This is a genomic window from Rhodococcus sp. 06-1474-1B (assembly GCF_002258885.1).
Classification (GTDB): Bacteria; Actinomycetota; Actinomycetes; order Mycobacteriales; family Mycobacteriaceae; genus Rhodococcoides; species Rhodococcoides fascians.
This window is the reverse complement of the sequence record NZ_NOYR01000008.1, coordinates 230,293-256,184: the sequence shown is the minus strand read 5'-3', so window position 1 is coordinate 256,184 and position 25,892 is coordinate 230,293. Positions and strand designations below refer to the sequence as shown.

At 62.9% G+C, this 25,892-nt stretch carries 26 protein-coding genes; 14 read left to right on the top strand and 12 right to left on the bottom strand.

Annotated features, from left to right (window positions below; translation table 11 throughout):
* Nucleotides 1–40: 40 nt before the first annotated feature.
* Nucleotides 41–694 carry a DedA family protein gene (locus CH266_RS02605; RefSeq protein ID WP_032364389.1) on the top strand — a complete coding sequence of 218 codons (654 nt, stop codon included), beginning with the start codon at nt 41–43 and terminating at the stop codon, nt 692–694.
* Between the two features lie 3 nt (nt 695–697).
* On the opposite strand, the gene CH266_RS02600 is transcribed toward CH266_RS02605, so the two are convergent.
* Nucleotides 698–958, bottom strand: a complete 261-nt coding sequence (locus CH266_RS02600; protein WP_094714624.1) for a LuxR C-terminal-related transcriptional regulator — start codon at nt 956–958, stop codon at nt 698–700.
* Between the two features lie 173 nt (nt 959–1,131).
* Between CH266_RS02600 and CH266_RS02595 the strand changes: the two genes are divergently transcribed.
* Nucleotides 1,132–2,376, top strand: a complete 1,245-nt coding sequence (locus tag CH266_RS02595) for a TetR family transcriptional regulator C-terminal domain-containing protein (RefSeq protein WP_094714663.1) — start codon at nt 1,132–1,134, stop codon at nt 2,374–2,376.
* Between the two features lie 18 nt (nt 2,377–2,394).
* Here CH266_RS02595 and CH266_RS02590 read toward each other — a convergent pair whose 3' ends face one another.
* Nucleotides 2,395–3,606: a Fic family protein gene (locus tag CH266_RS02590; RefSeq protein WP_094714623.1), complete on the bottom strand. Its 1,212-nt coding sequence runs from the start codon at nt 3,604–3,606 to the stop codon at nt 2,395–2,397.
* Nucleotides 3,607–3,769: 163 nt separating this feature from the next.
* Nucleotides 3,770–4,273 carry a DUF1648 domain-containing protein gene (locus CH266_RS02585; RefSeq protein ID WP_052053708.1) on the bottom strand — a complete coding sequence of 168 codons (504 nt, stop codon included), beginning with the start codon at nt 4,271–4,273 and terminating at the stop codon, nt 3,770–3,772.
* A gap of 115 nt (nt 4,274–4,388) precedes the next feature.
* On the opposite strand from CH266_RS02585, the gene CH266_RS02580 reads away from it, so the two are divergent.
* Complete coding sequence (locus CH266_RS02580; protein WP_094714622.1) at nt 4,389–5,891, top strand: SAM-dependent methyltransferase; 1,503 nt, start codon at nt 4,389–4,391, stop codon at nt 5,889–5,891.
* A complete protein-coding gene (locus tag CH266_RS02575; RefSeq protein WP_094652414.1) occupies nt 5,888–6,163 on the top strand; it encodes a hypothetical protein in 276 nt (91 codons plus the stop codon). The genes CH266_RS02580 and CH266_RS02575 overlap by 4 nt, the downstream gene beginning before the upstream one ends.
* On the opposite strand, the gene CH266_RS02570 is transcribed toward CH266_RS02575, so the two are convergent.
* Nucleotides 6,147–6,389: an ArsR/SmtB family transcription factor gene (locus CH266_RS02570; RefSeq protein ID WP_371128986.1), complete on the bottom strand. Its 243-nt coding sequence runs from the start codon at nt 6,387–6,389 to the stop codon at nt 6,147–6,149. The two genes, CH266_RS02575 and CH266_RS02570, sit on opposite strands and share 17 nt — an antisense overlap.
* A gap of 167 nt (nt 6,390–6,556) precedes the next feature.
* Here CH266_RS02570 and CH266_RS02565 point away from each other — a divergent pair, with 167 nt between their 5' ends.
* From CH266_RS02565 to CH266_RS02555, 3 genes are all read left to right on the top strand, one after another.
* Nucleotides 6,557–7,603, top strand: a complete 1,047-nt coding sequence (locus tag CH266_RS02565; protein WP_094714621.1) for an SDR family oxidoreductase — start codon at nt 6,557–6,559, stop codon at nt 7,601–7,603.
* Between the two features lie 82 nt (nt 7,604–7,685).
* Nucleotides 7,686–8,975, top strand: a complete 1,290-nt coding sequence (locus CH266_RS02560) for an MFS transporter (protein ID WP_094714620.1) — start codon at nt 7,686–7,688, stop codon at nt 8,973–8,975.
* A 54-nt stretch (nt 8,976–9,029) separates the two neighbouring features.
* Complete coding sequence (locus tag CH266_RS02555; protein WP_032375211.1) at nt 9,030–9,821, top strand: acyl-CoA thioesterase; 792 nt, start codon at nt 9,030–9,032, stop codon at nt 9,819–9,821.
* Here CH266_RS02555 and CH266_RS02550 read toward each other — a convergent pair.
* The 4 genes from CH266_RS02550 to CH266_RS02535 form a co-directional block, all read right to left on the bottom strand.
* Entirely contained in the window at nt 9,809–11,287 is a 1,479-nt protein-coding gene (locus CH266_RS02550; RefSeq protein WP_094714619.1) for a mannitol dehydrogenase family protein, read from the bottom strand. The two genes, CH266_RS02555 and CH266_RS02550, sit on opposite strands and share 13 nt — an antisense overlap.
* Nucleotides 11,288–11,390: 103 nt before the next feature.
* Nucleotides 11,391–12,362 carry an ABC transporter substrate-binding protein gene (locus tag CH266_RS02545; protein ID WP_032364379.1) on the bottom strand — a complete coding sequence of 324 codons (972 nt, stop codon included), beginning with the start codon at nt 12,360–12,362 and terminating at the stop codon, nt 11,391–11,393.
* Nucleotides 12,363–12,416: 54 nt separating this feature from the next.
* Complete coding sequence (locus CH266_RS02540; protein WP_032364378.1) at nt 12,417–13,514, bottom strand: ABC transporter permease; 1,098 nt, start codon at nt 13,512–13,514, stop codon at nt 12,417–12,419.
* Nucleotides 13,511–14,290: an ATP-binding cassette domain-containing protein gene (locus tag CH266_RS02535; RefSeq protein ID WP_032364377.1), complete on the bottom strand. Its 780-nt coding sequence runs from the start codon at nt 14,288–14,290 to the stop codon at nt 13,511–13,513. Before CH266_RS02535 ends, CH266_RS02540 begins: the two co-directional genes overlap by 4 nt.
* A gap of 406 nt (nt 14,291–14,696) precedes the next feature.
* Between CH266_RS02535 and CH266_RS02530 the strand changes: the two genes are divergently transcribed.
* Both CH266_RS02530 and CH266_RS02525 read left to right on the top strand, forming a co-directional pair.
* Nucleotides 14,697–15,422 (top strand): SDR family oxidoreductase, encoded by a 726-nt coding sequence (locus CH266_RS02530; protein WP_094714618.1) that lies wholly within the window; start codon nt 14,697–14,699, stop codon nt 15,420–15,422.
* A gap of 30 nt (nt 15,423–15,452) precedes the next feature.
* A complete protein-coding gene (locus CH266_RS02525; protein WP_032383247.1) occupies nt 15,453–16,460 on the top strand; it encodes a LacI family DNA-binding transcriptional regulator in 1,008 nt (335 codons plus the stop codon).
* Here CH266_RS02525 and CH266_RS02520 read toward each other — a convergent pair.
* The gene (locus CH266_RS02520) at nt 16,453–17,025 is read right to left on the bottom strand and encodes an AAA family ATPase (RefSeq protein WP_176456985.1); all 573 of its coding nucleotides are present in this window, start codon (nt 17,023–17,025) and stop codon (nt 16,453–16,455) included. The two genes, CH266_RS02525 and CH266_RS02520, sit on opposite strands and share 8 nt — an antisense overlap.
* A gap of 75 nt (nt 17,026–17,100) precedes the next feature.
* Between CH266_RS02520 and CH266_RS02515 the strand changes: the two genes are divergently transcribed.
* The 4 genes from CH266_RS02515 (at nt 17,101) to CH266_RS02500 (ending at nt 21,551) form a co-directional block, all read left to right on the top strand.
* Nucleotides 17,101–18,105: a LacI family DNA-binding transcriptional regulator gene (locus tag CH266_RS02515; RefSeq protein WP_176456984.1), complete on the top strand. Its 1,005-nt coding sequence runs from the start codon at nt 17,101–17,103 to the stop codon at nt 18,103–18,105.
* A gap of 10 nt (nt 18,106–18,115) precedes the next feature.
* On the top strand, nt 18,116–19,471 hold the full coding sequence (locus tag CH266_RS02510) for an FGGY-family carbohydrate kinase (protein WP_094714615.1): 1,356 nt from the start codon (nt 18,116–18,118) through the stop codon (nt 19,469–19,471).
* Between the two features lie 70 nt (nt 19,472–19,541).
* On the top strand, nt 19,542–20,426 hold the full coding sequence (locus tag CH266_RS02505) for a tagatose-bisphosphate aldolase (protein ID WP_094714614.1): 885 nt from the start codon (nt 19,542–19,544) through the stop codon (nt 20,424–20,426).
* 69 nt (nt 20,427–20,495) lie between these two features.
* Complete coding sequence (locus CH266_RS02500) at nt 20,496–21,551, top strand: alpha/beta hydrolase (RefSeq protein ID WP_094714613.1); 1,056 nt, start codon at nt 20,496–20,498, stop codon at nt 21,549–21,551.
* A 7-nt stretch (nt 21,552–21,558) separates the two neighbouring features.
* Here the strand turns inward: CH266_RS02500 and CH266_RS02495 are convergent, their stop codons facing one another.
* Nucleotides 21,559–21,957, bottom strand: a complete 399-nt coding sequence (locus CH266_RS02495) for a PPOX class F420-dependent oxidoreductase (RefSeq protein WP_094643663.1) — start codon at nt 21,955–21,957, stop codon at nt 21,559–21,561.
* Between the two features lie 106 nt (nt 21,958–22,063).
* On the opposite strand from CH266_RS02495, the gene CH266_RS02490 reads away from it, so the two are divergent.
* On the top strand, nt 22,064–23,689 hold the full coding sequence (locus CH266_RS02490; protein WP_094714662.1) for a long-chain fatty acid--CoA ligase: 1,626 nt from the start codon (nt 22,064–22,066) through the stop codon (nt 23,687–23,689).
* A 2-nt stretch (nt 23,690–23,691) separates the two neighbouring features.
* Here CH266_RS02490 and CH266_RS02485 read toward each other — a convergent pair whose 3' ends face one another.
* The gene (locus tag CH266_RS02485) at nt 23,692–23,979 is read right to left on the bottom strand and encodes a hypothetical protein (RefSeq protein WP_094643664.1); all 288 of its coding nucleotides are present in this window, start codon (nt 23,977–23,979) and stop codon (nt 23,692–23,694) included.
* Between the two features lie 130 nt (nt 23,980–24,109).
* The gene (locus CH266_RS02480) at nt 24,110–25,855 is read right to left on the bottom strand and encodes a TerD family protein (RefSeq protein ID WP_094643665.1); all 1,746 of its coding nucleotides are present in this window, start codon (nt 25,853–25,855) and stop codon (nt 24,110–24,112) included.
* Between the last annotated feature and the right edge of the window lie 37 nt (nt 25,856–25,892).

The window sequence follows — 25,892 nt, the reverse complement described above, 5'->3', positions numbered from 1 at the left end:
GAGCAGATTTTCGGTCGAGACGTTTCGTACAGTCGTAGTCATGAGTGAGCTCTCCACCCTTGCCGCGACCAGCACTGAACTCGGCGGAATCGCCGGGTGGGCGGTGAGTTTGATGGAGGCGATCGGCGGTCCCGGTGCCGGTATTGCCGTCGCTGCCGAGAACTTCTTCCCGCCGCTACCCAGCGAGATCATCCTGCCGTTGGCCGGCTTCACCGCATCTCAGGGCGGGATGACGCTCTTCGGTGCATTGTTCTGGACGACGGCGGGATCGGTGCTCGGCGCTCTGGTTCTCTACTGGCTGGGCATCAAACTCGGACGTGACCGGATGTACGCCATTGTCGAGAAGATGCCGTTCGTCGGAACCGAGGATCTGACGAAGGCCGAGGACTGGTTCACCAGACACGGTCGGTCGGCGGTGTTCTTCGGCCGCATGATCCCGGTGGTTCGCTCGGGCATCTCGATTCCGGCCGGTGTGTCACGGATGCCGGTACTGCAATTCACGTTGTACACCACGCTCGGCAGCCTGATCTGGAACTCGATCTTCGTGCTGGCCGGATACTTCCTCGGCGAGAACTGGCACTACGTGGAGAACTACGCCTCCGTGTTCCAGTACATCGTCATCGGCATCGTTGTGGCGCTGATCGCGTGGTTCGTGGTGAAGAAAATGAAGGCGAGGCGCGTCGAGGTCGAGTGAACCTCACAGATCGTCGATATCGATGAAGCCGTCCTGCAGAGCCCTCGCCAACAATGCCGCTTTGGTGGGTGCCGTGCGCCCCACCGCGGAGTACTTGGCTCGGATCCGGGACAAGTGGGTGTTCACAGTTCCCATCGACAGATAGAGCGCCCGCGACGCCTCCGACTTGGAGTCGGACACCAACCATGTGGTGAGTACTTCGATTTCACGAGCGCTGAGCCGTGGATCGGGGGCGTCGCCGATGCGGATGTCGAGAACTGTCATGGAGATCCTTGATTTCGGGCACCACCGCTGTCCCGGCGGTGCGATCACCGCCAATGACATCGCACTCGCTCCGTGGCGTCACTCCGACGAATGACCGAGTTAGCTCTCACCCGAGAGTGAATACTGTCACCGGCACCGTCGTGGTCGTCCTCACCTCGGTAAAGTCCGTCCTCATGAACGAGCTCGACGCGACTGCCACCCATTTCGTCGAGGCGGCCGTCACATTGTTGGTCGCAGATCCTCGACGAATTCTCGACCGGGGTATGCGCATCGAGGACGTCGTCCACGCATCCGACTCGTCGACAGCGACGTTCTTCCGCAAGTTCAGCACCAAGGCCGACTTTCTCGACAAGGTGGTCGAGCAGCTGGCCCGGACCTCGCTGCCCACCGACGTCCACGAAACAGTTCGCAGCCAGGTGACGAACGGCGGTGCATCGATTCGCACGACGGTGACGGCGCTCGTTGCGCAGTACTTCCCGGCAATCGTCGACCGGAAGAGCATCACCGAGTCTCTTCTGGACCACGTTTTCGGCGGACCGTCGTCCCCGACCCTGTTGAGTGAGTACCGCGTCCGAGACGAAGCCGTACTGGGCGCGTTCGAGGCACTGTTCGACCCCGACGGCGGGGCCTTTCGCCGTCCCTTCACAGCCCGAACGTTCGCAGTGACGGTCAACGCAATCATCGATGGATTTCGCCTCCGCAGTCAGGCGGACGCCGCGTCCGTATCGGCCGAGGTGATGTCCGACGCGGTGCTTGCCTTTCTCGGGGCCGTCGTCGACACGTCCGGACGTCATCAGCACCTCGATGATGTGGGAGAAGTCGATTCACCGGTCGAGGAACGCCCGCTTCCTCGCGATCCTCGCGCTGCGATCGTCACAGCTGCGCGCGACGAGTTCGGAAAGCGTGGCTACTTCATGACGCGAATGGACGACGTCGCCGACATCGCAGGAGTGCCGAGGACGGCCTGCAAGACACTGTTTCCGACCAAGCCGTCCGTCATCGTTGCAGCCCTGCAGAATCGGGTCGATCATCTTCGCGAGTCGGTAGCCGACGACCAGTTGCTGGGCCTCGATGAACTCACGATTCTACGAAATCACATGCTGCGGTGCGCGCAGCTCGCCGCCGACGAAGTCGAATTCATGGACGCGCTCCTCGTCGCCGTCGCACACGACACGTACGGCGAGCCGGAGGGGTTGATCTCGATCAAGGAGAAACTCAACCTGCCGGCAATCATCGGGCCGGTCATCGCGCGGGGTCAGGACAGCGGGGTGTTCCGAAAGAGCTCGAGCCCAGTCGATCTCGCAGCAGGCATCACCAATACGCTGCTGATGCGATGCTTCACACGAAGACAGAACAGCCCGCAGGACAACGCGAACTTCGTCGCTGAACTCCTCCTCGACGGTCTCGGTGTGCACTGAGCATCGACCGAGTGCGTGTTATCGGACCCGCCGGATGCCGTCCGCGAAGTCGTCGAGAGCGGCAAGTATCTCCTCGGCCTGCCACACCCTGTTTCGTCGCCCCTTCGACGTCTGGTGCAAAATTCCCACCTCGGTCAGCTTGTCGATTGCCCGCTGAGCCGCAATCTCGCTGACGGCGAAAGTGATTCGTACGTAGGCGTTGTCGACGACCGGTTGCGCCACCAGCGCGTCGAGTAGTTTCCACACAACCGAGTCGCTGCGTGCGACGACGCGATCGGTGTACTCGGTTCTGACGTCGGACAGCTCGTCTACCAATCGCCGCCCACCTTCGACGGCGTGGAACGTGGCAGCGGTGAGGCTTCGCACGATCGCCTCGACATCCCCGGCGCGGTAGGCATCCAGACTTCGGAAGTAGCCTGCGGTGTCTGTGAGGAGCCCAGCAGACAATGGAACCGTCACTCGCTCCGTCACTTCTGCCCTCCGCAGCATCGCGTGGACTATGGCTCGGCCCGTTCGCCCGTTTCCGTCCGTGAACGGGTGAAGCGTTTCGAATTGCGCATGCGTGACGGCGATATGCGGGATGACGGGCAAGTCCGAACGAGCTGCGAACTCGAACAGGTCGGCAAGTGCACCCGGAAGCCGGTCGTGGTGCGGTGGAACGAAAGCGGCACGGTGCGGGCCTATGTCCGATCCCCCGATCCAGACTTGCTGAGTTCGCCATTGCCCCGGGAACGGATCGCCGTTGGACTCCATCAGCGATCGGTGCATCTGAAGCACGCTTGCTTCTCCGATCGATGATCCGACCTCGAGTGCTGCTTCCATCGCACGGACGTTTGCCGACACGATCGAGGCGTTCCGCGTTGTGGGCGCACCCAATTCGGCGAGTGCAAGTGCCCTGGCTCCCACGGTCAGATTCTCGATCTGAGAGGACGCCGAGCTTTCCGTCCGCAGCAGAATCGAACTCATGGGTGCATGTTCCACCGACGAACCGAGCCGCTCAGAGGCATAGTGGTCGAATCGAACGATCTCACGAAGGGCGTCCTCCGACTCTGCGATCAGCTGCGCAGGCAGGTTCAGCTCTACCTCTGCAATACGCGGCGGTACAGCTGCTCGATAGTCACCCTGATGCAGCCGCCTCTGGGCGCACGACGTGTACGAATCGGCGACACGCCACGGCCGGCTCTCGAACTCCACCGCAGACCAGGATGCACCGGCCTCACCGTCCGCCATTATGCGACCATACCAAACCTTATTTGTATATAGTTTGGTATGGACTGCTAAACCGTACGATCGGCACGCTCGGACAGTGTCGAGATGAAGGTCGACTCTGCCGATGGCAGCTACCTTTTACAGTCAGGCTCGAAATTGGCCATGTTGCAACCACTCCCCTGACTCAGTCCTTCGGAATACGGTATCGACTGCCCATGAACGCGAAGGCCGCATATCCCAGAATCACCACCACATAAAGCACAGTCGGCACCACGAACACCCACGCGCTCACCGACGCACCTGTAGTCGTGCCCGCAACGACGCAGATCCAGGCGAACAGCAGTGCGGAGGCGACTCCGATCCAGTCGAGGTCCTCGGAAATCTTGCGGTTCAGTTCGGGCCGATTCTCGGGGGCAGTCCAGTACTCGTGCAGTCGTCGACTCGGCAGGTTCACCAGCTGGGCCGGGACCTTCGGCAGCCACCACCCGACGCTGACGAACAACCCGATCATGACGAACCCGGTACCACCCATCGTGAGGAGGAAGGAGAGCTTCGAGTCCATCCGATCCACCTGACCGGATCCGTCGAAATGAGCGGGTATCTCGTCGCCCGCGGTGACGGCGACCCACACGAGGCTACCGACGAAGACGAGACTGGACAGCAGTAAGGCAGCGCGCGAAAGCTTCATCCCAGTCAACATTAGCGCCTGCGGCAGTGGTGTGGTGCTGAGCCTCTGGGTCGCTCCGCAGGCTATGCTCCTGTGCCACAGACGGCACCTATCCGCACCACTGCCGGAGGCATCGATGCCCAACAACGAGTTCGGAGACTTTCAGACTCCGGTCGAGTTGGCGCGCGCGTTGGTCAACGCCCTGCCTCGTCGCGAATGGACCCGCGTCCTGGAACCCACCTGCGGTGTCGGGAACTTCCTGTCGGTGATGGCCCGGACTCACCCTGAAACAGAGCGCGTCGGGATCGAGGTGCAGCCCGAGTATGCCTCGTCAGCAGCACAATTCGGCAGGATCATCACAGCGTCGATCTTCGACTTCGATCTGGCCCGAGATATCGAGTGGAGTTCGGGGCCCGGCGCGACCCTCGTGATCGGCAACCCACCGTGGGTCACCAACTCGCAACTGTCGGTGCTCGATTCCGCCAATCGACCCGCCCGCACGAACACGAAGAACGCCCGCGGCATCGACGCCATCACCGGCAGCTCCAACTTCGATATCGCAGAGTTCATTTGGATCAAGTTGCTCACCGAATTCGCAGATCGACCCGCAACCATCGCGATGATCTGCAAGACCCAGGTAGCTCGAAACGTTCTGCTGCACTGTGCTCGGCATCAGCTTCCGGTGACCGGTTCGAGCCTACGAATGATCGATGCGAAAAAGTGGTTCGACGCAGGGGTCGATGCCTGCTGGTTCCTTGTCGAACTCGGGCCGGGCCAGACCGACTACACCGCAGAGACATTTCCGAGCATCGATGCGTCGCAGCCGGACAACAGAATCGGAGTCGTCGACGGCCGACTGGTCGCGAACGTCGATGCATATCAGCGCAGCAAGCACTTCGACGGCACCAGCCCTCTGGTGTGGCGGCAAGGCATCAAGCACGACGCCACCGCGGTGATGGAGTTGGCCGAGAATGGCGGCCCGCGAACCAAACTGGGAACCGGCGTGGACATCGAAGCCGACTACCTGTTCCCACTCTTCAAGTGCACCGATGTCTACCGCGACAAGCTGGACTCGGTGTCCAAGTGGATGATCGTGCCGCAGTCGCATACCGGCGACGACACCGAGCAGTTGGCGCACACCGCACCGAAGTTGTGGGCATACCTCAACGCCAACGCCGCGGCGCTCGACGGGCGGAAGTCGTCGATCTATCGCAATAGAGCCCGGTTCTGCATCTTCGGTGTAGGCCCGTACACGTTCGCGCCGTACAAGATTGCGATTTCCGGGTTCCACAAGATTTCACAATTCAGGATGGTCGGTCCCTACGACGGCAAACCAGCGGTGTTCGACGATGCCACCTATCTGCTCCCTTTCGAGGACCCCGCAGCCTGCTCCGTCGCCCACGCGTTACTGACCGGGCACGAAGCCACCGATCTCATTGCTGCTCTGGCATTCTGGGACAGCAAGCGGCCCGTGACGAAGAAGCTCTTGCAACGCATCGACCTCGCGGCGATCGCCCGGGCGACCGACCCCGTCGTACTGAGTGAGCGTTCCGCAGCAGCTGCAGCTGCGCACGGTCTAGTATTCGAGGCAGCATCGCTCACTCACGCGGTGGATCTCGCGAGGGGCAAAAAGCTGTGACTGTCGATCCTCCTCAGCGACAACCCGTTCCAGAGCTGGTCCTCTTTTTCATCGGCGGTGGCATGTTCGTGGTGGCTACCGTGGCGAAGTGGAGCGCGTTGATCTTCGTGTCTATCTTCCTCTGCGTATTTGCCGGTTTCGCAGCCCTCATTTCGACATGGCTGGCCCGTCAGAGTCGGCGCATCATCGCACTGTCCGGCATCATCAACCTGCTGGCAGGCCACATACAGAGGTCGCGCCGACGCAGTGGAGACGTCACAGATCGGTCTTGATCGTTTCGGCCAATCGGTCGAGGTACTCGGCGTTGCGTTTGTAGTGCACCCACGGCCCAATTTTGGTGCTCGTCACCAGGTGGGCGCGTTGTAGCACCGCCATGTACTGCGAGGCAGTCGACTGCGAGACGCCCGCTCTGGATTGAATATGCTTGAGGCACACCCCTACCTGTTCGGCCGGTTCGAGCTGCGGCGGAAAGTCGCTCGGGTCCTTGAGCCATTGCATGATCGCCAATCGCGCCGGGTTGCTGAGAGCACCGAACACTGCCGCAAGCTCCGCAGGATTCAGTTCGTCAGCCACCCTCGAAGCGTACTCCAATATCGCAATATCGCGATCTGTGGTCTACTTACTCGGACATCGCAATATCGCGATATTCAGATAAGGAGAAGCCGATGAAGACAGCAGTAGTCGTGGGGGCCAACGGCGTGATCGGCGGAAATCTGTTCGAACACCTGCAGCGGACCGGGGATTGGAACATCATCGGCCTGTCCCGCCGCGGCGGTACCGACAGCGAACGCGTCCAGCACATTGCGGTGGACCTGCTCGACGGCGACGAGACTCGACGCCGACTCTCGCACCTGACAGACGTCACGCACATCTTCTACGCCGCGTACCAGGAACGCCCCACGTGGGCCGAGCTGGTGCCTCCCAATCTGGCGATGCTCGTCAACGTGGTCACCGTGATCGAGGACAGTTCTCCGAACCTGGAACATGTCAGCCTGATGCAGGGTTACAAGGTCTACGGCGCGCATCTCGGACCGTTCAAAACCCCTGCGCGCGAAACCGATCCACCGCACATGCCGCCCGAGTTCAACATCGACCAACAACAGTTTCTCGAAAGCCGTCAGGTCGGAAAGAGGTGGTCCTGGTCGGCTATCCGGCCATCGGTGGTGTGCGGTGTAGCGCTGGGGAATCCGATGAATCTGGCCACCGTCATCGCTGTCTACGCCACCATGTGCAAGAAGCTGGGCGTGCCCATGCGATTCCCGGGCAAGCCCGGTGCTTTCGGATCTCTGCTGGAAATGACCGATGCATCGTTGCTCGCCGAAGCGACCGTGTGGGCCGCAACCACTCCCGCGTGCGCGAATCAGGCGTTCAACATCACCAACGGAGACATGTTCCGCTGGAACGACATGTGGCTGCGCATCGCGAACATCTTCGGGTTGGACACCGCCACCCCACTGCCGATGTCGCTGGCCGACGTCATGGCCGACAAAGAGCCACTGTGGAATTCGATCGTTGCCGAGCACGAGCTGAAGCCCACTCCCTACCGCGATGTGTCGTCCTGGGCGTTCGGTGACTTCGTGTTCTCCTGGGACTACGACGTCATATCCGACGGCTCCAAGGCCCGCCGTATGGGTTTTCATCGTTTCGTGGACACCGAGGCGATGTTCGCCGGCATCGTCACAGATCTCCGGCGGCAACGAATCATTCCCTGAGCGAATCGGGCTCGGTGGTTCCGCACCCGAGAGCTGTGGAGGCATAGGCTTTTCGACGCACGCCCCCGACAAGGAGATCGCCATGTCAGTGAAGTCCGAATCGACGTCCACTCGGCACGTGATGCCAAAGAAGCAACTACTCGCAGTCAGTATCGGCAACGCCGTGGAGTGGTACGACTGGACGGTCTACGCGACATTCTCGATCTACTTCGCCACCCAGATCTTCTCCGGTGACAACCCGGCTGTGGCTCTGTTGAGCACATTGGCGACGTACTCGGTGGCGTTCTTCTTCAGGCCGCTCGGGGGCTTGCTGATCGGACGGTTCTCCGATCTGCGGGGGCGACGCCAGGCAATGATCTTGACGATCGCGATGATGTCGGGTGGGTCGTTCGCGATCGCGGTCCTCCCCACGTTTTCCGTAGCAGGGTGGATCGCTCCGATTCTGCTGTTGCTGGCCCGGATCGTCCAGGGCATGTCGATGGGCGGTGAAGTCTCCAATGCGTCGGCCTACCTCGCCGAGATCGCCCCGAACGATCGGCGGGGGCGATACTCGTCCTTCTATTACATCTCCACCGGCACGGCCATTCTCCTTGCGTCACTGCTCGGCGCGTACCTGACGTTCGTGCTCGACGACGACCAACTGAGCTCGTGGGGCTGGCGCGTACCGTTCGTCATCGGCGGGCTGCTCGGAGTAGTGGGACTCTGGATGCGACGCGGCATGGCCGAAGCCGACAACCAGGAGCGCAACGCGGTGAAGGCGAAGGCCGTGCGAAACCCGTTGTGGATGACCATGAAGCACCATCCCCGCGCCGTTCTGCAGGTCATCGGATTCGTTCTCCTCGCCACACTCGCCTACTACACGTTCTTCTCCGCGATGACGCCCTACGCCGTCAAGCAGCGCGGAGCGGAGGCCAACGACGTGTTCGTGGCCTTGTCGATTGCGACAGCGATGTTCGTCGCGTTGCAGTACCCCATGGGTGCTCTCGCGGACCGCATCGGCCGCAAGCCGCAATTACTCACCTACGCTGCACTGTTCGCGATTCTGATCGTCCCGCTCTCCAAGCTGATCGGGCCGTCGTTCGTCAAACTGCTGATCGTCTTCTGCGTCGGCCTGCTGCTGTTCGCGATGTGCTCGGCCATCATTCCTGCCGTTCTGGCCGAAGCCTTCCCGGCAGAGCTTCGAGGTGTAGGTATCGGGGCCTGGTACAACCTCACGGTTGCGTTGTTCGGTGGCACCGCTCCCCTACTGGTCAATGCCTTGTCCGACGCAGGCCACGCCGACTGGTTCTTCTACTATCTCGCTGCAGCAGCCGTGATCTCGTTCTTGACGATGGTGTGGATGCCGGAGAAGCGTGGCCAGGACCTGGACTGATTCTCGGCGACACTACGATCGGATGGCACACCGTCCGAGGCCGTAGGAGAGTCAATGCACCCGTTCGACGCAGCAGTCGCACTCGAGAGTGTCGGCGAGGGCACGTACGCCGGACGTACGTCGCCGTCGTACAACAACATGGTCGGCCCGTTCGGCGGAATCACTGCTGCATCGTTCGTCCGGGCCATCGAGCTCCATCCCGACTGCCAGGGAACACCGGTCTCGTTGACGGTGAACTTCGCCGGTCCTGTCGCCGAGGGTGATTTCGAGATCTCGGCTCGCCCTGTGCGGACCAACCGAAGCAACCAGCACTGGTATCTCGAACTGACTCAGAACGGTGCGGTGGCGACGACCGCGACCGCGGTGTTCGGTTCGCGTCGTGAGACCTGGGACAACATCGAGGCGACGGTCCCTGACGTTCCCTCCCCCGCCGACACGAAGCAGGGCGGTCTTCCCGACGCCATCGCGTGGGCACAGAACTACGAGATGCGTTTCGTGCACGGCGCACTGAGCGATCAGGAGTCCGCTGACTCGACCGAAACTCTGTGGATCCGCGATACACCACCGCGGCCGATGGACTTCGCGGCCCTGACCTCGCTGAGCGATGTGTTCTATCCGCGGATCTTCCAGCGGCTCGGCAAGTATGTTCCGGCCGGGACGATCTCGTTGACTACCCATTACTTCGCTACGCCCGAGGATCTCGAGCAGCATTCCGACGGATACGTCCTCGGCACCGCGCGGGCACGCCGATTTCACCAGGGCTACTTCGACCAGACTGCCGAATTGTGGACCGAGGGCGGGATTTTGCTGGCAACCAGTCACCAGATGGTCTACTACAAGGTGTGACTCACCGACGACTGTTCGAGCAGTCGTCGTACCGCGCCCCTGGCACCGTTGTCCTGCAGCGAACGCTTGGCTCGCTGGTACGCACCTCGTAGTCGCGGGCTAACCGAGAGGTCCCCGAACACTGCGCGATTGGTCAGGAATGCTCCGGGATTGTCGTGGTCTTCCCACGACAGTCGCTGCAGACGCTCCGCATCGACGTCGATCATGGGCACGTCTCCACGCTCGTACACCCCACACCATCCGGCGAGTATCAACGCGCAATGATCGACGGTCCGATCGTGCGCCAACCGATCTCGCAGTACCGGCAGCACGAATTTCGGGATTCGCGCGGAGGCGTCGACGATCTGACGTTCGAGGGTGTCTCGAACGGCCAGACTCGAAAATCGTTGCAGCAGTTGCTCTATGTAGGTGTCGAGGTCTATCCCCGGCACCGGCGCGAGCGTCGGGGCAGCCTCCGCACGCATGTACGATGCGACGAATTCACGCATGTCCGGATCCGCCATCACCTCGTGAACGTGGGTGTATCCGGCGAGGATGCCGAGGTAGCTCATGGCCTGGTGGGATCCATTGAGCAGCCGAAGTTTCATGTGCTCGTACGGTGCGACATCGGAGACGAGTTGCACTCCTACTGCGTCGAACGGTGGCCGCCCGAACGAGAAGGTGTCTTCGAGTACCCACTGCGAGAACGATTCCGACTGAACGGGCCAGCGGTCGTCGATGCCGAAATCACGTCGTAGGTCGTCGACGACGGTGGGCGTCGTGGCCGGGGTGATGCGGTCGACCATCGAATTGGGGAACGCGGTCGTGGCATCGATCCAGTCGGCCAAGTCGCTGTCGTGGTGGCGCGCGAAGGACGTCAGCGCGGTGCGAGTGACCGCTCCGTTGTGGACGATGTTGTCGCACGACATCACGGTGAACGGCGGAACTCCGTGGAATCGACGGGTGGCGAGAGCCACGGTCAGAAAACCGAAGACGCTCTTCGGTATGGAGAGATCCTCGAGATCCGCCAGCACCGACGGGTCGGTGGGCTCGAACGCTCCCGTCAGATCGTCGACGCCGTAACCGCCTTCGGTGATGGTCAGGGACACGATCATCGTGGACGGTGAACTGAGCACATCGATGAGGGCCTGCGGATCGTCGGGTGCGAAAACGAAATCGGCGACGGAGCCGACGATTCGGGCGTCACGTTTGCCGTCGGGGTCGACGGTCACGAGTGTGTAGAGGTAGTCCTGGGCGTCGAGGACCTCTCCGATTCTCTTGTCCTGGGGCAGTACTCCTACCCCGCACAGCGCCCAGTCCAGGTGCCCGGCCGCGAGCAATCGGTCGAAGTAGACCGCCTGATGTGCGCGGTGAAACGCACCGACACCGAAATGAACCACACCGCAGTGCAGTTCCTCCGCATCGTACTCGGGCCTCGCGACGGTCGCCGGTAGGTGTTCCAACGTGGTGCGACGAAGCTCGGTCATGACTTCGGTCCTCGAGTCGGCTGAAGATGAAGCGGACGTGGTGAGCGGTGGCGCTCCCGGGCAAGTTCTGCCACCAGGAGCACCACCGCAGTTCAGGGGTGAATCAGCAAGACGACTTGTAGACGTACTGTGCGCCTTCGCCGTCGATGTTGTCGGCGGTGATGACGTGGAAACCGGTGGAGATGTCGGCGGTGACCGGCTTGTCGTCGATGGCAGCCATGGCCTGCTCGACGCCATCGGTGCCGATGGTGCCGGGCTGCTGAGCGATCAGGGCCTGCACCGTTCCCTCACGAAGCTGCTTGACCTGCGCCGGGCCCGCATCGAAGCCGACGATCTTGACCTGATCCTGCTTGCCCGCCTGCCGAACTCCGGTTGCGGTGCCTTCGGCCGCAAAGGTGTTGGCAGCGAAGATGCCGACGATGTCGGGGTCCTTGGCCAGTGCGGCCGAGACCAGCCGGGCGGCTTCGGCCGGATCGTTGTGGCTGTACTGCACGCCCAGGTAATCGAAGGCCGAGTTCGCTCCGACGGCTTCCTCGAAGCCTTCCACTCGGGCGTCGGCGGTGGAGACTCCCGGATCGGTCGAGATCACCAGCACCTTGCCGCCTGCCGGGCTGAGCCGCTCGATGGCGCTGAATGCCTCTGCGCCACCGCCCTTGTTGTCGGACGAGATGGAAGAGACCGCAATGGACGGATCTTCGAGAGTGGTGTCGACGAGGACGACCTTGATGCCGGCCTTCGAGGCTGCCTCGAGGGGTGCCTGCATGGCGGCGACGTCGGTGGGCGCTATGAGAATGGCCGACGGCCGTGATGCCACAACCGAATCCACGATCGGCTTCTGCAGCGTCGGGTCGAACTTCACCGGCCCCTGGGTGTCGACGGTGACGCCTGCGTCCTTGGCCGCAGCCTCGATTCCGCACTGCATGCTGATGTAGAATTCGTCGCCGCTGACGCCCTGGATGAAGGCGATCTTGCCGCTGCCGCCACCGCTTCCGGAGTCGGACGAACAACCCGCCAGGAACATGGCGGAGACCGAAGCGACACTCAGTGCAACGACGGCGGTGCGTGATGTGATCATGGTCGACTTTCTTGTAAGGGGTTGCGAGTGAGGGAGTTCAGGACCGGTCCGAAGCTAGGGACTTCGAGACCAGAGTCTCTTGAGGGAGCTGGGCGATTGGCCTCGACTTGCGGCGTCGCGTCGACGTTGGTCGAAGTACACCGCGGCGATGAGAACCGCACCGACGGCGACCTGCTGCCAGAAGGGCTGTACTCCGACGATGACGAAGCCGTTCTGCAGTACGGCCGGAATGAACAATCCGACGACGGTGCCGAACATGGTGCCGATGCCGCCGAAAAGGCTCGTTCCACCGATGACCACTGCCGCAATGACATTGAGGTTGGTCTGGGACTGGCCGGCGATCGCGGTGGTGCCGTACTGGGACAGCGACAGTATGCCCGCCAACCCGGCGAGGGTGCCGGAGAGTGCGTAGATCTTGACCAGATGCATGTCCACCTTGATGCCGACGCGGCGAGCGGACTGCTCCTTGGAGCCGACGGCGAAGGTGTAGAGGCCGAACTTGGTGCGGTGCAGAACGATTCCGAAGATGACGACCAGCACCAAGGCGATGCTCGAGATCAACGGGATGGTGGTGGCAGGCAGGTTTCCGTAGCCGATCGTGTCGACGAGAACCGGTGGTACGTCGCGGATGTCGACGCCGCCGGTGATGACCTGAGACAGACCGAGCGCCCCGCCCAGTGTGCCGAGTGTGACGATCAGCGGAGGCACTTTTGCCTTACCGATCAGAAATCCGTTCAGCAGGCCCCAGCACAGGCCGCATCCCAGCGCCACCACGATGCCGACGGCCGCCACTCCCCAGCCGTCGCCGCCGATCGCGGCCATCGTCTTCGCCGACACCACGCCGGAGAAGACGAGCACCGAGCCGACCGAGAGGTCGATGCCGCTGGTGACGATCACGAACGTCATGCCGATACCGAGAACGGCCAGGATGGAGACGTTCTGAATGATCTGCCGAATGTTGCCCCATTCGGGGAAGCTGCCGGGGGCCATGATCGAGAACACCAGGCAGATCGCCGCCAGCACCAGCACGATCTGAAAGACCTGAACTCGCGCCAGCTTTCCGAGCGACTCGACGAGATCGAACGTGTGCCGTGACGGCCTGTCGCCGGGAGGCAACGGCTCGAGCGATGGGGAGATGGTCTGATTGCTCATCGTGTTGCTCCGGTGGTTGCGCCGGTCATCGCACCGACGAGTTCTTCCATGGTCGTGTTCTTGGCGTCGAGGGTTGCCACGCGCTTGCCCATCCGCAGCACCTGGACACGGTCGGCTACTTCCATCACGTGCGGCATGGAGTGGCTGATGAACACCACGGCCACTCCCCTGTCCGCGACCCGGCGGATGGTGTCGAGGACATTGCGCGTCTGCACCACACCGAGGGCGGCGGTCGGTTCGTCGAGAAAGACGACGCCCTTGGCCCAGGCGACGGCACGCGCGATGGCGATGGCCTGTTGCTGGCCGCCGGACATCGATCCCACCGGGACGGTGAGGCTGCGGACGGTGGCACCGAGTTCGTCGAGCGCATCCTGTGATTGCTTGCGCATCGTGGAGACGTCGAGGAAACCGAGGCGGCCGAGCGGCCCCTTGGCCGGCAGTTCGCGTCCGAGAAACATGTTCTGTTGCGCGTTGAGATGCGGAGCGAGCGCGAGATCCTGGAACACCGTCTCGATTCCGAGCTCTGCCGCCACCGTCGGACTGTCGAGATCGACTGCTGTGCCGTCGAACAGGATCTCTCCGGTGTCGACGGCCAGGCTGCCCGAAAGAGCCTTGACCATCGTGGACTTGCCTGCGCCGTTGTCGCCGATGAGGGCGACGACCTCACCCGGGTAGATGTCGAAGTCTGCGTCGTCGAGGGCGCGCACGTTTCCGAAGCTCCTCGACAATCCCCTCGCTTCGAGGATCGGTGTCGCAGCAGGTGCAACGGTGGCCATGGGTACTCCTCGGTCGAATGGAAACGTTCGGGTGTGGGACAGGACGCCCCCGCCGACGCCGGTGCAGCACGGTTCGAAAACTGGGCCTGCGCGGCATGTCGAGCTCCCTGCGGGGCTCGCTGTGTTAACGAGTGTGACCCACACAACTCGCATTGTCACGTGTTTCGCGAAAATTCATGTCACCGGTGACATGGCCTATCGGCCCGGCAGTCGTTCCGCCGCAGCACGAGGCCGATATCCGACCACGGAGTACCGTCTCTGAACTGGACAAATGGACGATCTACACCGTTTTCGCGACGGGAACGACGCGCTGCGGTACCGTCCATGACACCGATGACATGTGGGTCCACTCCGGGACCGATGACATCGATGACATGACCACTCGGAACAGTGAAGGTAGACCCCCATGGCGAAGTTCGACGGCCGCAAGATCTTGGTGACAGGTGCCAGCGGAGGCATCGGCTCGGCAACCGTTCGACGATTGGTGGCCGACGGTGCCGACGTCGTCGCGGCGGGCCAGTCGGTGGACGCGCTGGACAAATTGGCCGACGAAACCGGCGCAACGCCCCTGGCGTTCGATCTGACGTCCGAGGACAGTGTTCGCGACGCCGTCGCCGGCCTCGAGCTGTACGGCGTCGTCAACTGCGCCGGATTCGGCGGCGAGATCGCCACGCCTCAGGACACCGACATCTCGATCTTCGACAAGGTCATCGCCATCAATGCGCGCGGCGCACTGTTGGTCATCAAGTACACCGTCCCCGCCATGATCGCCGCGGGCACCGGAGCCATCGTCAACGTCTCGAGCCAGGCCAGTCTCGTCGCTCTGACCGGACACACCTCTTACGGATCCTCGAAAGCAGCCTTGGACAACATCACTCGGGTCTCCGCACTCGAACTCGGCCGCCACGGCATCCGCGTGAACGGTGTGAACCCGACGGTCGTCATGACGGAGATGTCCGCGTTCTACTGGGGTCGCCCGGAGATCGAGGAGCCGTTCCTGGCGCAGATGCCGCTGGGACGCTGGGCCACCGAAGACGAGATTGCCGCGCCGATTGCCTTCTTGCTGAGCGATGATGCTTCCATGGTGACCGGAGTGTCGTTGCCGGTGGACGGCGGCTACACCAGTCGCTGACGGGACGAGGACGAGCAGACGGGGTAGATCATGACCACCATGCAAGACGTCGCGGCGCTGGCCAAGGTCAGTGCCAAGACCGTCTCACGGGTGTACAACAACGACCCGCACGTCGATCCCGATACTCGTGCCCGCGTTGCCGAAGCGCTCGAGTCGCTCAACTATGTGCCGAACACGATGGCGACCTCCTTTCGCAACGGCCAGACGGCGGCCATCGGTGTCGCCGTCCCGGACATCGACGACCCCTTCTTCTCCTCCATCGCACGCGCAGTGGAGGAACGGGCCCGCCAGGACGACATGGCAGTTCTCGTCACCAGCCTCGGTCACGACGGAGATCAGGAACAGGCGTTGGTGGAGTCGCTGCTGCGTAGGCAGTTGAGCGGCTTGATCATCGCGCCGACGGGTGCGGACCACGCATATCTGGAGCGCTGGATCGACAAGACACCGACGGTGTTCGTCGACCGCGCACCCGACGGCCTCAAAGCCGACAGCTTCGTCGACGACGATCACGGCGGGGCGGTACTGGCCACCGATCATCTCCTCGATCTGGGTCATACCCGCATTGCCGTGATCGGCGACAGTGCGGGGATTCCGACCAGCCGCAATCGCTTGGCCGGATATCGAGAGTCGTTGCAGGCCCGGGGAATCGAGTTCGACGAGGCTCTCGTCGCTTTGGGTGTGCTGGACCGCGAGGACGCCCGTGTGGCACTGACCGACTTGACCGCACTCGACAGTCCGCCTACCGCACTGTTTCTGTCGAACGCGCGAGTGGCGATGGCCTGCGTGCCCGTTCTACAGCAGATGAACTTGCTGCATCTGGCGTTCGTCGGATTCGGCGACTTTCCCCTCGCCGATGCAGTGATGCCACCGGTGACGGTGATCGATCAGAACCCGGCTCGACTCGGCCATCTGGCCATCGAACGACTGTTGGGTCGAATCGAAAATCCCGGGCGCCGTTACAAACGGCGCAACATCCTCGGCGTCGAGTTGATCGAGCGTGAATCCTGCACTCCCGGAACCACTCACACCATCAGCTGAGCCCGAGTTCTCGGGCCACGAGATCGGCTTGCTGCGCGGTCGTCAGTTCGGCGTCGACGCGTAGGTGCGGAATGCGCGGCGTCCGAGCGGGCGGATCCACCGGCCGGTGGGCATCGCGATCCGCCCCACGAGCAGCCCGGCGTCGCGCCAGGAGTTCCGGCGATCCGTCGACGTGGATCACCTTCGTTGCAGCAGGGGACAATTCGTTCACCAGCAGCGTCCATTCGGGCGCACCCGTCAATTCGCGGGTGAAGGGCGCAACGAGGACGGGCCGCTGACCGAGCTGTACGAGTTCCCGGGCAGCGGCGCGCACCACGGCGTAGCGCCCGGCGCGAATCCGCTCCGAATGGGGACCGGCACTGTTCCAGTGCGGGCCTTCGATCATCGAATCTAGTTCGTCCAGTATCGGATTGGTGAGGGTGTCAAGGTCGAGCAGGGCCGTACCGAGACGGCGCGCCAGCTCTCTACCCAGCGTCGTTTTGCCACTGCCCGCCGCGCCGGCAACCACCAGGACCGGCAGGGATTCCCGTTCGATTCCGAGGACGTCTTGACAGACATGAGGCATAGCGGGAATCATACAAGACAACGTTGTCTCGCATACGTGCTACAGCGAACACACTTCCTCCGATCGAGAGTTCACGTGACCGAGCGCGCCAGCATCAAAGACGTCGCCGCATTGGCGGGCGTCAGCTTCAAGACCGTCTCACGCGTCGTCAACGGCGTGGATACGGTCCTGCCGGAGCTGCGCGAGCGGGTCGAGGCTGCGGTGCAGACACTGAACTACGTTCCGAACTCCGCCGCCAGGTCGCTGAAATCGGGGTCGGGCAACACCATCGGGATCGTCGTCGACTCCATCGACGATGTCTTCTTCGCATCACTGGTCAGTGCCGTCGAAGATCGCGCACTCGAACACGGGCTCGCCGTCATCGTCGGCAGCACCGGCTTCGATGCCCAACGCGAACGGGATCAGCTGGCTCTCCTGGCCGGACAACACGTGCGGGGCATCATCCTCGCGCCGGTCGGCGACCACAGTGACTTCCTCGTACCTCGGCGTCGCACACTGCCCACGGTCACCATCGACCGCTCGATCACCGGTTTCGATTCCGTCATCGTGGACGATTACGGTGCCGCCAAGCGAGCCGTCGAGAAGTTGGTGGCCAGCGGGCACACGCGAATTGCCTTGCTCGGCTTCGACGATCGCCTGCAGACCGCGCAGTTGCGCAGGCAGGCGTACCTCGACGTTCTCGCCGATCTCGGCCAAGAGCCGGAGGCCGCGCTCGCCCCTCCGGTATCCCACGCCGCAGATTCGGTGCGGCCTGTAGTGAAGACGCTCCTGGCGCAGCACAATCCACCGACTGCGTTCTTCGTCGCCAACGCACGACACGCGACCGCCGTGGTGTCGGTTCTGCACGAGATCGGTCGCACCGATGTAGCCATGGTGTCGTTCGGTAATTTCTCGCTCGCCGATGCCGTCAGCCCGTCGGTGACCTGCATTGACCAAGACCCGTATCGCATCGGCACCCTCGCATTCGACCGCCTGGTGCAGCGGTTCGACGATCCCTATCTCGAACCCGAGCAGCAGATAGCGCCGACCACTCTCGTGGAACGACTTTCACACGCACTCCCCCTACCCGTAGAGAAATGAGAACTACTCCGTGAACCCCAGACTTGTTGCGGGACTGGACCTCGGGAGCACCGGCGTCAAAGTACTCGTCACCGACGGTGCAGGCACCGAGCTGCTCATCGAGCAGAGTCCCACACCGTGGCGGCACGGACCGGGCGGAACCACCGACCTGGCCGCCGAGGATCTGTTGTCCACCATCGGACACCTACTCGATGCGGTCGCTCGCCGGCTGCCCGAGGCAACCGGTGACCCAGCCGCCTGCATCGACGCCATCGCGGTGTCCGGGATGGGTGAGACGGGCTTTCTTCTCGATGAAGACAACGTTGTCCGGGCACCGGCCTTCGCGTGGTTCGACCCGCGTGGTCAGCAGCAGGTCGACAACCTGCCGGCCGAATTGCGCGACCAGTTCGCCGGCAAGACCGGACTTCCCGTCGGCGTTCAGGTCTCCGTCGTCAAGATTGCGCATCTTCGTGACAACGGACTGAGCCTGACCGGGCTGCGATGGTTCAACCTGCCGGAGTTCGTCGTACTGTCCCTCGGCGGTCGTGCCGTGGCCGATTACTCACTGAGTTCGCGCACCGGACTACTCGATCAGGACAGCGGCGAGCCGTGGTCGGAGATGTTGTCGCACCTGGGTGTCGGAACCGACTTCATACCGCCGCTGGTCGACGCCGGAACCGATCTCGGAACTGCCGACGCATCAACACTTCCCGAGACAATTGCCGGAGCTCGATTGACCGTCGCCGGTCACGATCATCTCGTGTCCGCGGTGTCCGGCGGAGCTATCCCGCCCGACCGATACCACGTGTCGATGGGCACTGCCGAGGTGCTGCTGCGGGTACTCGACACTCCGTTGACCACCGACGCGCGGAGCAGGCTGGCCGAACACCTCATCAACTCGGTGCGCCACGTGGTTCCGGGCCAACATGTGCTCGTCGCGGGAGTGAAGACCGGCTTGCTGATGCGACGAGCGTTGCAGCTGTGCGACATCGGCGATCGTGCCGGTCGCGATCTACTGGACCAGCGAGTGTGCGCATTGCCTGCAGGCGGACCGTTCACCGACGGCGGTATCGACATCGCCGGTGCGCGCAACGACGACGGCGTTCTGTCCATCACGGTCCGTACCGACGGGATCGATTCGGCCGAGCTGTTCCGTTCGATTCTGTTGCACGGCAACGACGAAGTGGCTCGCCTCATCGACGCACTCGACGCCGAGGTGCCGCCCGCCAGGACGACATTGCTCACCGGCGGTTGGGCCGGCATGGCCAGCGTACGAGATGCCCGGGCTCAGGTGCTGCCCGGCGTCTCGGTCTCGACCAGGTCCCAGGACACTGCCTACGGCGCAGCACTGTTCGCGGCCCGACTACTGACGCTCATAGAAATCTGAGCCCACATTTCTGCAGTGAGACAACGTTGTCTCACTCGCGCTCGGCCCCAACACACACCAGGAGAAGAAGATGAACGAACTCACCACCCTCGAACGTCGCGGAATGGCTGCTATCTCCACCGAAGGCGGCAACATGCTCATCGTCGCCGGAGATCAGCGCAACGGTATGAAGGCCGTCATGAAGGACGCCGTCGACGGGCCGGGCTCGATCACCGTCGAGCAGCTCGCCGAGGCCAAGGCCGATCTTGTCCGCTACCTCGGCAACCACGCGCCGGCGATCCTTCTGGACCCGGAGGTGGCACTGCCGAAGATCGTCGACGACGGTGTGCTCTCGCGGGGCACCGCTTTGGTGGTCGGTATGGATGCGTCGGGCTTCGAGGAGACCGAGGGTCTGCGCTACACCCGTTTCGTCGACGGCGTGACCCCGCGCGTCGTGCGTGACCTCGGCGGCGATGTCGCCAAGATGCTGTTCTACATGCGCCCCGAGCAGCAGGGCGTCGATTCCCGTGTTGCCGAGGAGATCCGCGACCTCGTCAAGGCTTGCTCGGCCGAGGGTCTGCTCCTCATCGTCGAGATCTTGACCTACCAGCTCGAGGGCGAGTCGGACGAGGACTACAAGGCCGGCTTCGGAAAGATCATCGCTGATTCCACGCGCATTTCGGTCGAGTGCGGTGCCAAGGTGCTCAAGCTCCCCTACCCCGGTTCCGCCGAGGCCTGCGCTGCCGTTACCGAAGCGGCACAGGGTGTTCCGTGGGCTGTGCTGTCGGCGGGCGTCGATCACGAGACGTTCATCGAGCAGGTCCGCATCGCCGTCGCCAACGGTGCACGCGGAGCAATGGCAGGCCGGTCACTGTGGAAGGACAGCATGGCCGTCTCTGCCGACACCCGCGAGGATCTGCTCACCAACCGCGCACTCCCCCGGCTGCGTGAACTGAACGCGGCCGTCGACGCCTGATCCGCGTTCTTCGACCGAGCCCGTGGGCGAACACGGGCTCGGTCGACGCCGTCTGGGTAGCGTGAACCCATGACGGAAGACTCGAAGCACATCGATATCGTTGCCGCGCCCGGAGTATTCGCCGACCTGCAGACCGCGCAAGAGCTGGTCGCGAGGGCGCTGTCCACCCGCGGTCTGTCGGGCGGAATTGTCGACGCTGCAACCGGTTCCGATGAGGTTGTCGTCGTTCCCTGCGATGGAGCGCAGGTCGATACGTCGTTGTACAGCAGCGTTGTTCGCGTCGACTTCGGTCAGTGCGCGCCGGATCGTTCCGAGGGGATTCGCGCACACATCCGGGGCCGCGGTCTCGACGGCCTCAGGTTCGCGATCGACAGTCTCTACTTTCACCGCTTCCACCCCGGCACGATCGTGACGTACGGAGATCACCCCGAGCAACGCGTCGAACTGCGGATGCCCGAAGGCGTTGGCCCGTTCCCCGTCGCCGTACTGATTCACGGCGGATACTGGCGTTCGAGGTGGGAATTCGACCTGATGGATGCGATGGCGGTCGATCTGACCGCACGCGGCTACGCCACCTGGAATGTCGAATACCGCCGACCCGACGAACACGGGTGGGATGCGACGACCGAAGATGTCGCGGCTGCTCTCGCCGCGCTGGAGACGGCACCCGCCTCGCTGGATCTGTCTCGAATCGTCCTGATGGGTCATTCCGCGGGAGGTCAACTCGCCCTGCGGCTTGCGGCCGATTCCGTCGGCAAACCTGTGGCCCCTGCCCTGGCGTTGAGTCTGGCCGGGGTGCTCGACCTGAAAGTCGGCGACGAGCGGTGGCTCGGGGAGGGTGCGGTATCGAACGCGATCGGTGCCCGTTATGCGGAGGCGCGACGCATCTACGAGGAGTCGTCACCGATGTCTCGGCTGCCCCTCGGCGTTCCACAGCTGGTGGTGTCCGCAGTGGGCGACGATCCCAATCTCCTCGAGATCAGCCGCGCGTACTACGCCGCCGCATCCGCGGCTTCCGATTCCGTTGCTTCGGTCGAAGGACCGGGCGGGCACTTCGCCGTCGTCGATCCCACGTCGGTGATCTGGGTCGACATCGTTGCGGCGGTGGATGCTGCCCTGATGTGAACCGACCTCAGTCGGTGGTGATCGACAGAATCACCCGCGGCTTGCGGCGTCGAGCGATGATCAGTTCGACGAGCATGACGATGCGGTACTCGATGCCGTATTTCTTCTTCAGCACCGATGTCGGTCTCGAGGCGGCGTCTCCGGTGACGATGGTTGCCGAGCCGGTTACCGCCACGGCGTCATCGGGCACCGCTCCGCGCCGACTGCACGGGCGGAGCTCCACGCGATCGGAGTTCTTGATGCGCTTGACCTTGCCGCTCTCCGCGGGAGTGATGACGACCAGGTTGTCGCCGTCTCGGGCGATCCACACCGGCGTCGATACCGGCGCACCGGATCGACGGAAGGTGGTGAGCGAAACGAATGCCTCGTCGCCAAGGGCACGAGCGTCATCCGAAGTAGTGGCCATGAGTACCAAGTTACGCACCCTCCTCGCGTCGAGTCCGTAGTGTGCATGTTGTGACGCGGAGCACAAAGACGTGCAGCCGCGCCGGGACATCGAAAGCGAGATCGTCGTGAAGAGCACCATGCAGGACACCCCACTGTCCATCGGCCAGCTGGTTCGATTCGGGACGTCAATCCACTCCTCGGCCGAGATCACCACGTGGACCGACACCGGACCCACCACGGTGACATTCGGGGAGTTGGGCAGGCGGGCAGCACAATTGGCTCACGGCCTGCGGTCGATAGGGATCGACGACGATCAACGAGTCGCGACGTTCATGTGGAACAACGCCCCGCACATGGAGGCCTACATGGCGATTCCGGCGATGGGCGCAGTGCTGCACACTCTGAACATCCGACTCTTCCCCGAGCAGCTCACGTACATCGTCAATCATGCCGAGGACCAGGTGATCATCGCCGACGCCAGCCTGCTCCCCCTGCTGACGCCGTTGCTGCCGACGTTCGAGACCGTGCGACATCTCGTGGTCGTCGGGGTCGACCCGGCGCAGGTCACTGCACCCGACGGTATCGAGGTGCTCGGCTACGAGGACCTGTTGGCCGGCAAACCGGAGGAGTTCGATTGGCCCGAACTCGACGAACGATCAGCTGCCGCAATGTGTTACACCTCGGGCACCACCGGCGATCCCAAGGGGGTCGTGTACTCGCATCGCTCGATCTACCTGCATTCCATGCAGGCGTGCATGACCGACGCGATGGCAATTGCGCAGTCCGACAGGGTGTTGGCCATCGTGCCGATGTTCCACGCGATGTCGTGGGGGCTCCCGTATGCGGCGCTGATGGTCGGTGCGTCCCTGATCATGCCCGACAGGTTTCTGCAGCCGGCTCCGTTGGCAGAGATGATGTCGACGCTTCGTCCGACGGCGGCGGCTGCTGTCCCGACGATCTGGCAGGCCCTGCTCGCTCATCTGGACGAGCATCCGGCGGATCTGTCGAGTCTGCGTGATGTGGTGGTCGGCGGTGCCGCATGCCCACCGAGTCTGATGAAAGCCTTCCACGAGAAGTACGGCGTACACATCTCGCAGGCATGGGGCATGACCGAGACCTCACCGCTCGGCACCTCCGGTAGGCCCGACGCGGGACTGTCGCCGGAAGACGAGTTCGACTTGCGTTGCACACAAGGCAGATTCGTTGCCGGAGTTCGGGCACGACTCGTCGACGACGCCGGAACGGTGTTGCCGTGGGACGGCAAGACCGTCGGCGAGCTCGAGGTCCGTGGCCCGTGGATCACCGGCAGCTACTACCGCGCTGACGCGGACGACAAGTTCGACGACGGTTGGCTGCGAACCGGTGACGTGGGCACCATCTCCGAGAACGGCTACCTCCGGCTCACCGATCGCTCCAAGGACATCATCAAGTCCGGCGGTGAATGGATCTCCTCGGTGGAACTCGAGAACCAGGTGATGGGACATCCGGCTGTTCGTGAGGCTGCGGTCATCGGTGTGCCCGACCCGAAGTGGGACGAGCGTCCACTGGTCGCTGTCGTCGTCCGCGAGGGTGCGTCGGTGACGGCCGAAGAACTGAAAGAGTTCCTCGACAGCCGCGTCGCGCATTGGCAGTTGCCGGAACGATGGACCTTCATCGACGAGGTCCCGAAAACGAGCGTCGGCAAATACGACAAGAAAAGGCTGCGGAGTTCCCACGCCGACGGGGCGTTGGAGGTCATCGAACTGGTGTAGGACTAACTGCTCCAACCCCAGTTGTAGGGGTTCACCACGATTCGGTACCAGGTATCGGTGTTCTCGACGTTGGTGCACGGCACCACGATGTACGACTGCGACGCCTTCTCGAGTGACAGCGCCTTGTTGCAAAAGTATTGCGCGCCTTCCCCGGACTGCTCGGCGCGATAGACAGGACCGTAATGCCATTCGTCGGCACTGGCGGTCGCAGCCCCCATGGTGGTGCCGGCGGCGAGCGGAAGCGCCAGAAGTCCGGTCAATACTGCAATGCGTCGGCTGGTGCGGTTCATTCGAGGGCCTTTCGTGGCGGCACGTCCTGCACAACGTCGCCGGCCGTGGTCCGGCCACCGACTCGATCCGTTCATTGGTGACGTCGCTCGACGGCCGAGTCGCGTTACCGGTCGACGCGACGCAGCGCGACTACCCATCGACCTCCACGCCGAACCGCACCGCCAATTCTGCCAATCCGTCGTCGTAGCCCTGACCGATCGGCCGGAAGCGCCAGCCACTCCCGCGGCGGTAGATCTCTGCGAGCAGCATCGATCGTTCCGTGGTCGCGGCATCCAGCACCGCTGTCGCGACCGCCGAATCGAGTCCATCGAGCGACACCGATACCGCGCCTAGGTCACCGAATGTGTGGTCACCGTCGATTGCTGCGGCGACGGTGATACGCACGCAATCCTCGGGAACGAGTGAAAGGTCGATCCGCACACCCTGTTCGCTGTCACCATCGATCGACATCGAGACGGCACCGTCCGAGGTGACCGGAGCGTTGTAGAACACGAAATCCTCGTCACTGGCGACCAATTCATCGTCGGACAGCAAGAACGCGACTACATCTACACCGACCCGATCGGAGTCGTCGGCACGCCAGGAACTGTTGACCGTCAGCACTGCCTGATCAGGGTCGAGGTCGACGACGCCACCCCGTGGCACCAACGGAGCGATTCGGGACCGCCGAGCAGGGAGCGGCGCGGGAACTTCGATATTCAGTTCTCGGTCGATCGCTGCCGGTGTCAGCAACGTGAGATCCCGTTCCTTCACTTTCGGCATCCGCGGGTCTCCATCGCCGCCGTCCAAGATCAGGATGTCGGTCACGCCGGCGCTGAGATTCACAGCCGGTGTCGCACCGAGTTGGATCAGGCGCGACCGCATGAGTACCGACTCGGCGTGCGAACCGCCCATGACCAAGACCCTTCTAGTCTGCCAGGGCTTGACGACTGGATCGGGCTGCTGCTCGGCTGGTTTCGGCTGGGTCTGCGGCCGAATACCTTTCGGCGTTCCTGGCTGCACATTCCGGAGCAAGTCGAGCAATTCCGACTCCGAGATGATGCGAAGGCCATGGGCGCGCGCCCTTTCGACTTTTCCGCTTTCCGTTGTGGGATCCGAACACACCACCACACTCGTGAATCGACTGACGGAATTCATCACGTCCAGTCCGGCTTCCGTGAGCTGAGCGGCCAAGCGCAATCGCGGGATTCGCGTGTCGCCGCTGATCACGACTCGCATGCCCTGAACGAGACCGCCGTCCTCGGCAAGTGGACCTGGGTTCTCCCACGCGCAATGTGTGCGGGGAACGGTATCCGGATACAGCGTCAGACGCTCGGTGCACGTGACGACTGGAAGGGGAAGTTCGAGCGACCTGGCCAGCCGAGCGCTGTGGGTGAACACCTGCGCCAGCACTAGGGCATCGTCGTAGGCGTCGTGCGCATTGGACTGCAGCACTTTCCAGTGCGCGGCCAGGGTGGACAGCTTGTGGTTGGGAGTATCGAGTTGTAGTCGCCTCGACAATGCCACGGTGCACAACCGTTGCTTCGTCGGCATGTCGATGCCCGCACGCATCGATTCGAGCTTCAAGAACCCGTGATCGAAACTCGCGTTGTGCGCGACCAAAGTTCGACCATCCAGCAGATCCATGAGTTGCGGAGCGATCATGTCGAACGTCGGCGCACCGGCAAGCCGTTCGGGCGTCAGTTTGTGAATGTGCACCGGGCCAGGATCGCAACCCGGGTTGACCAGAGTCGACAGTTCGCGTCCGACACGTCCGTCCTCGTCGACCGTCAGAGCGGCCACACTGAGCACTCGATCACGGGATGCCTTCAGACCCGAGGTCTCGACATCGACGACGACCCATTTGTCGCTGCCGGTTCTAACCGAATTCTTCACAGGATTACCGCTTTCGACCGCATCGGACAATGAAGGC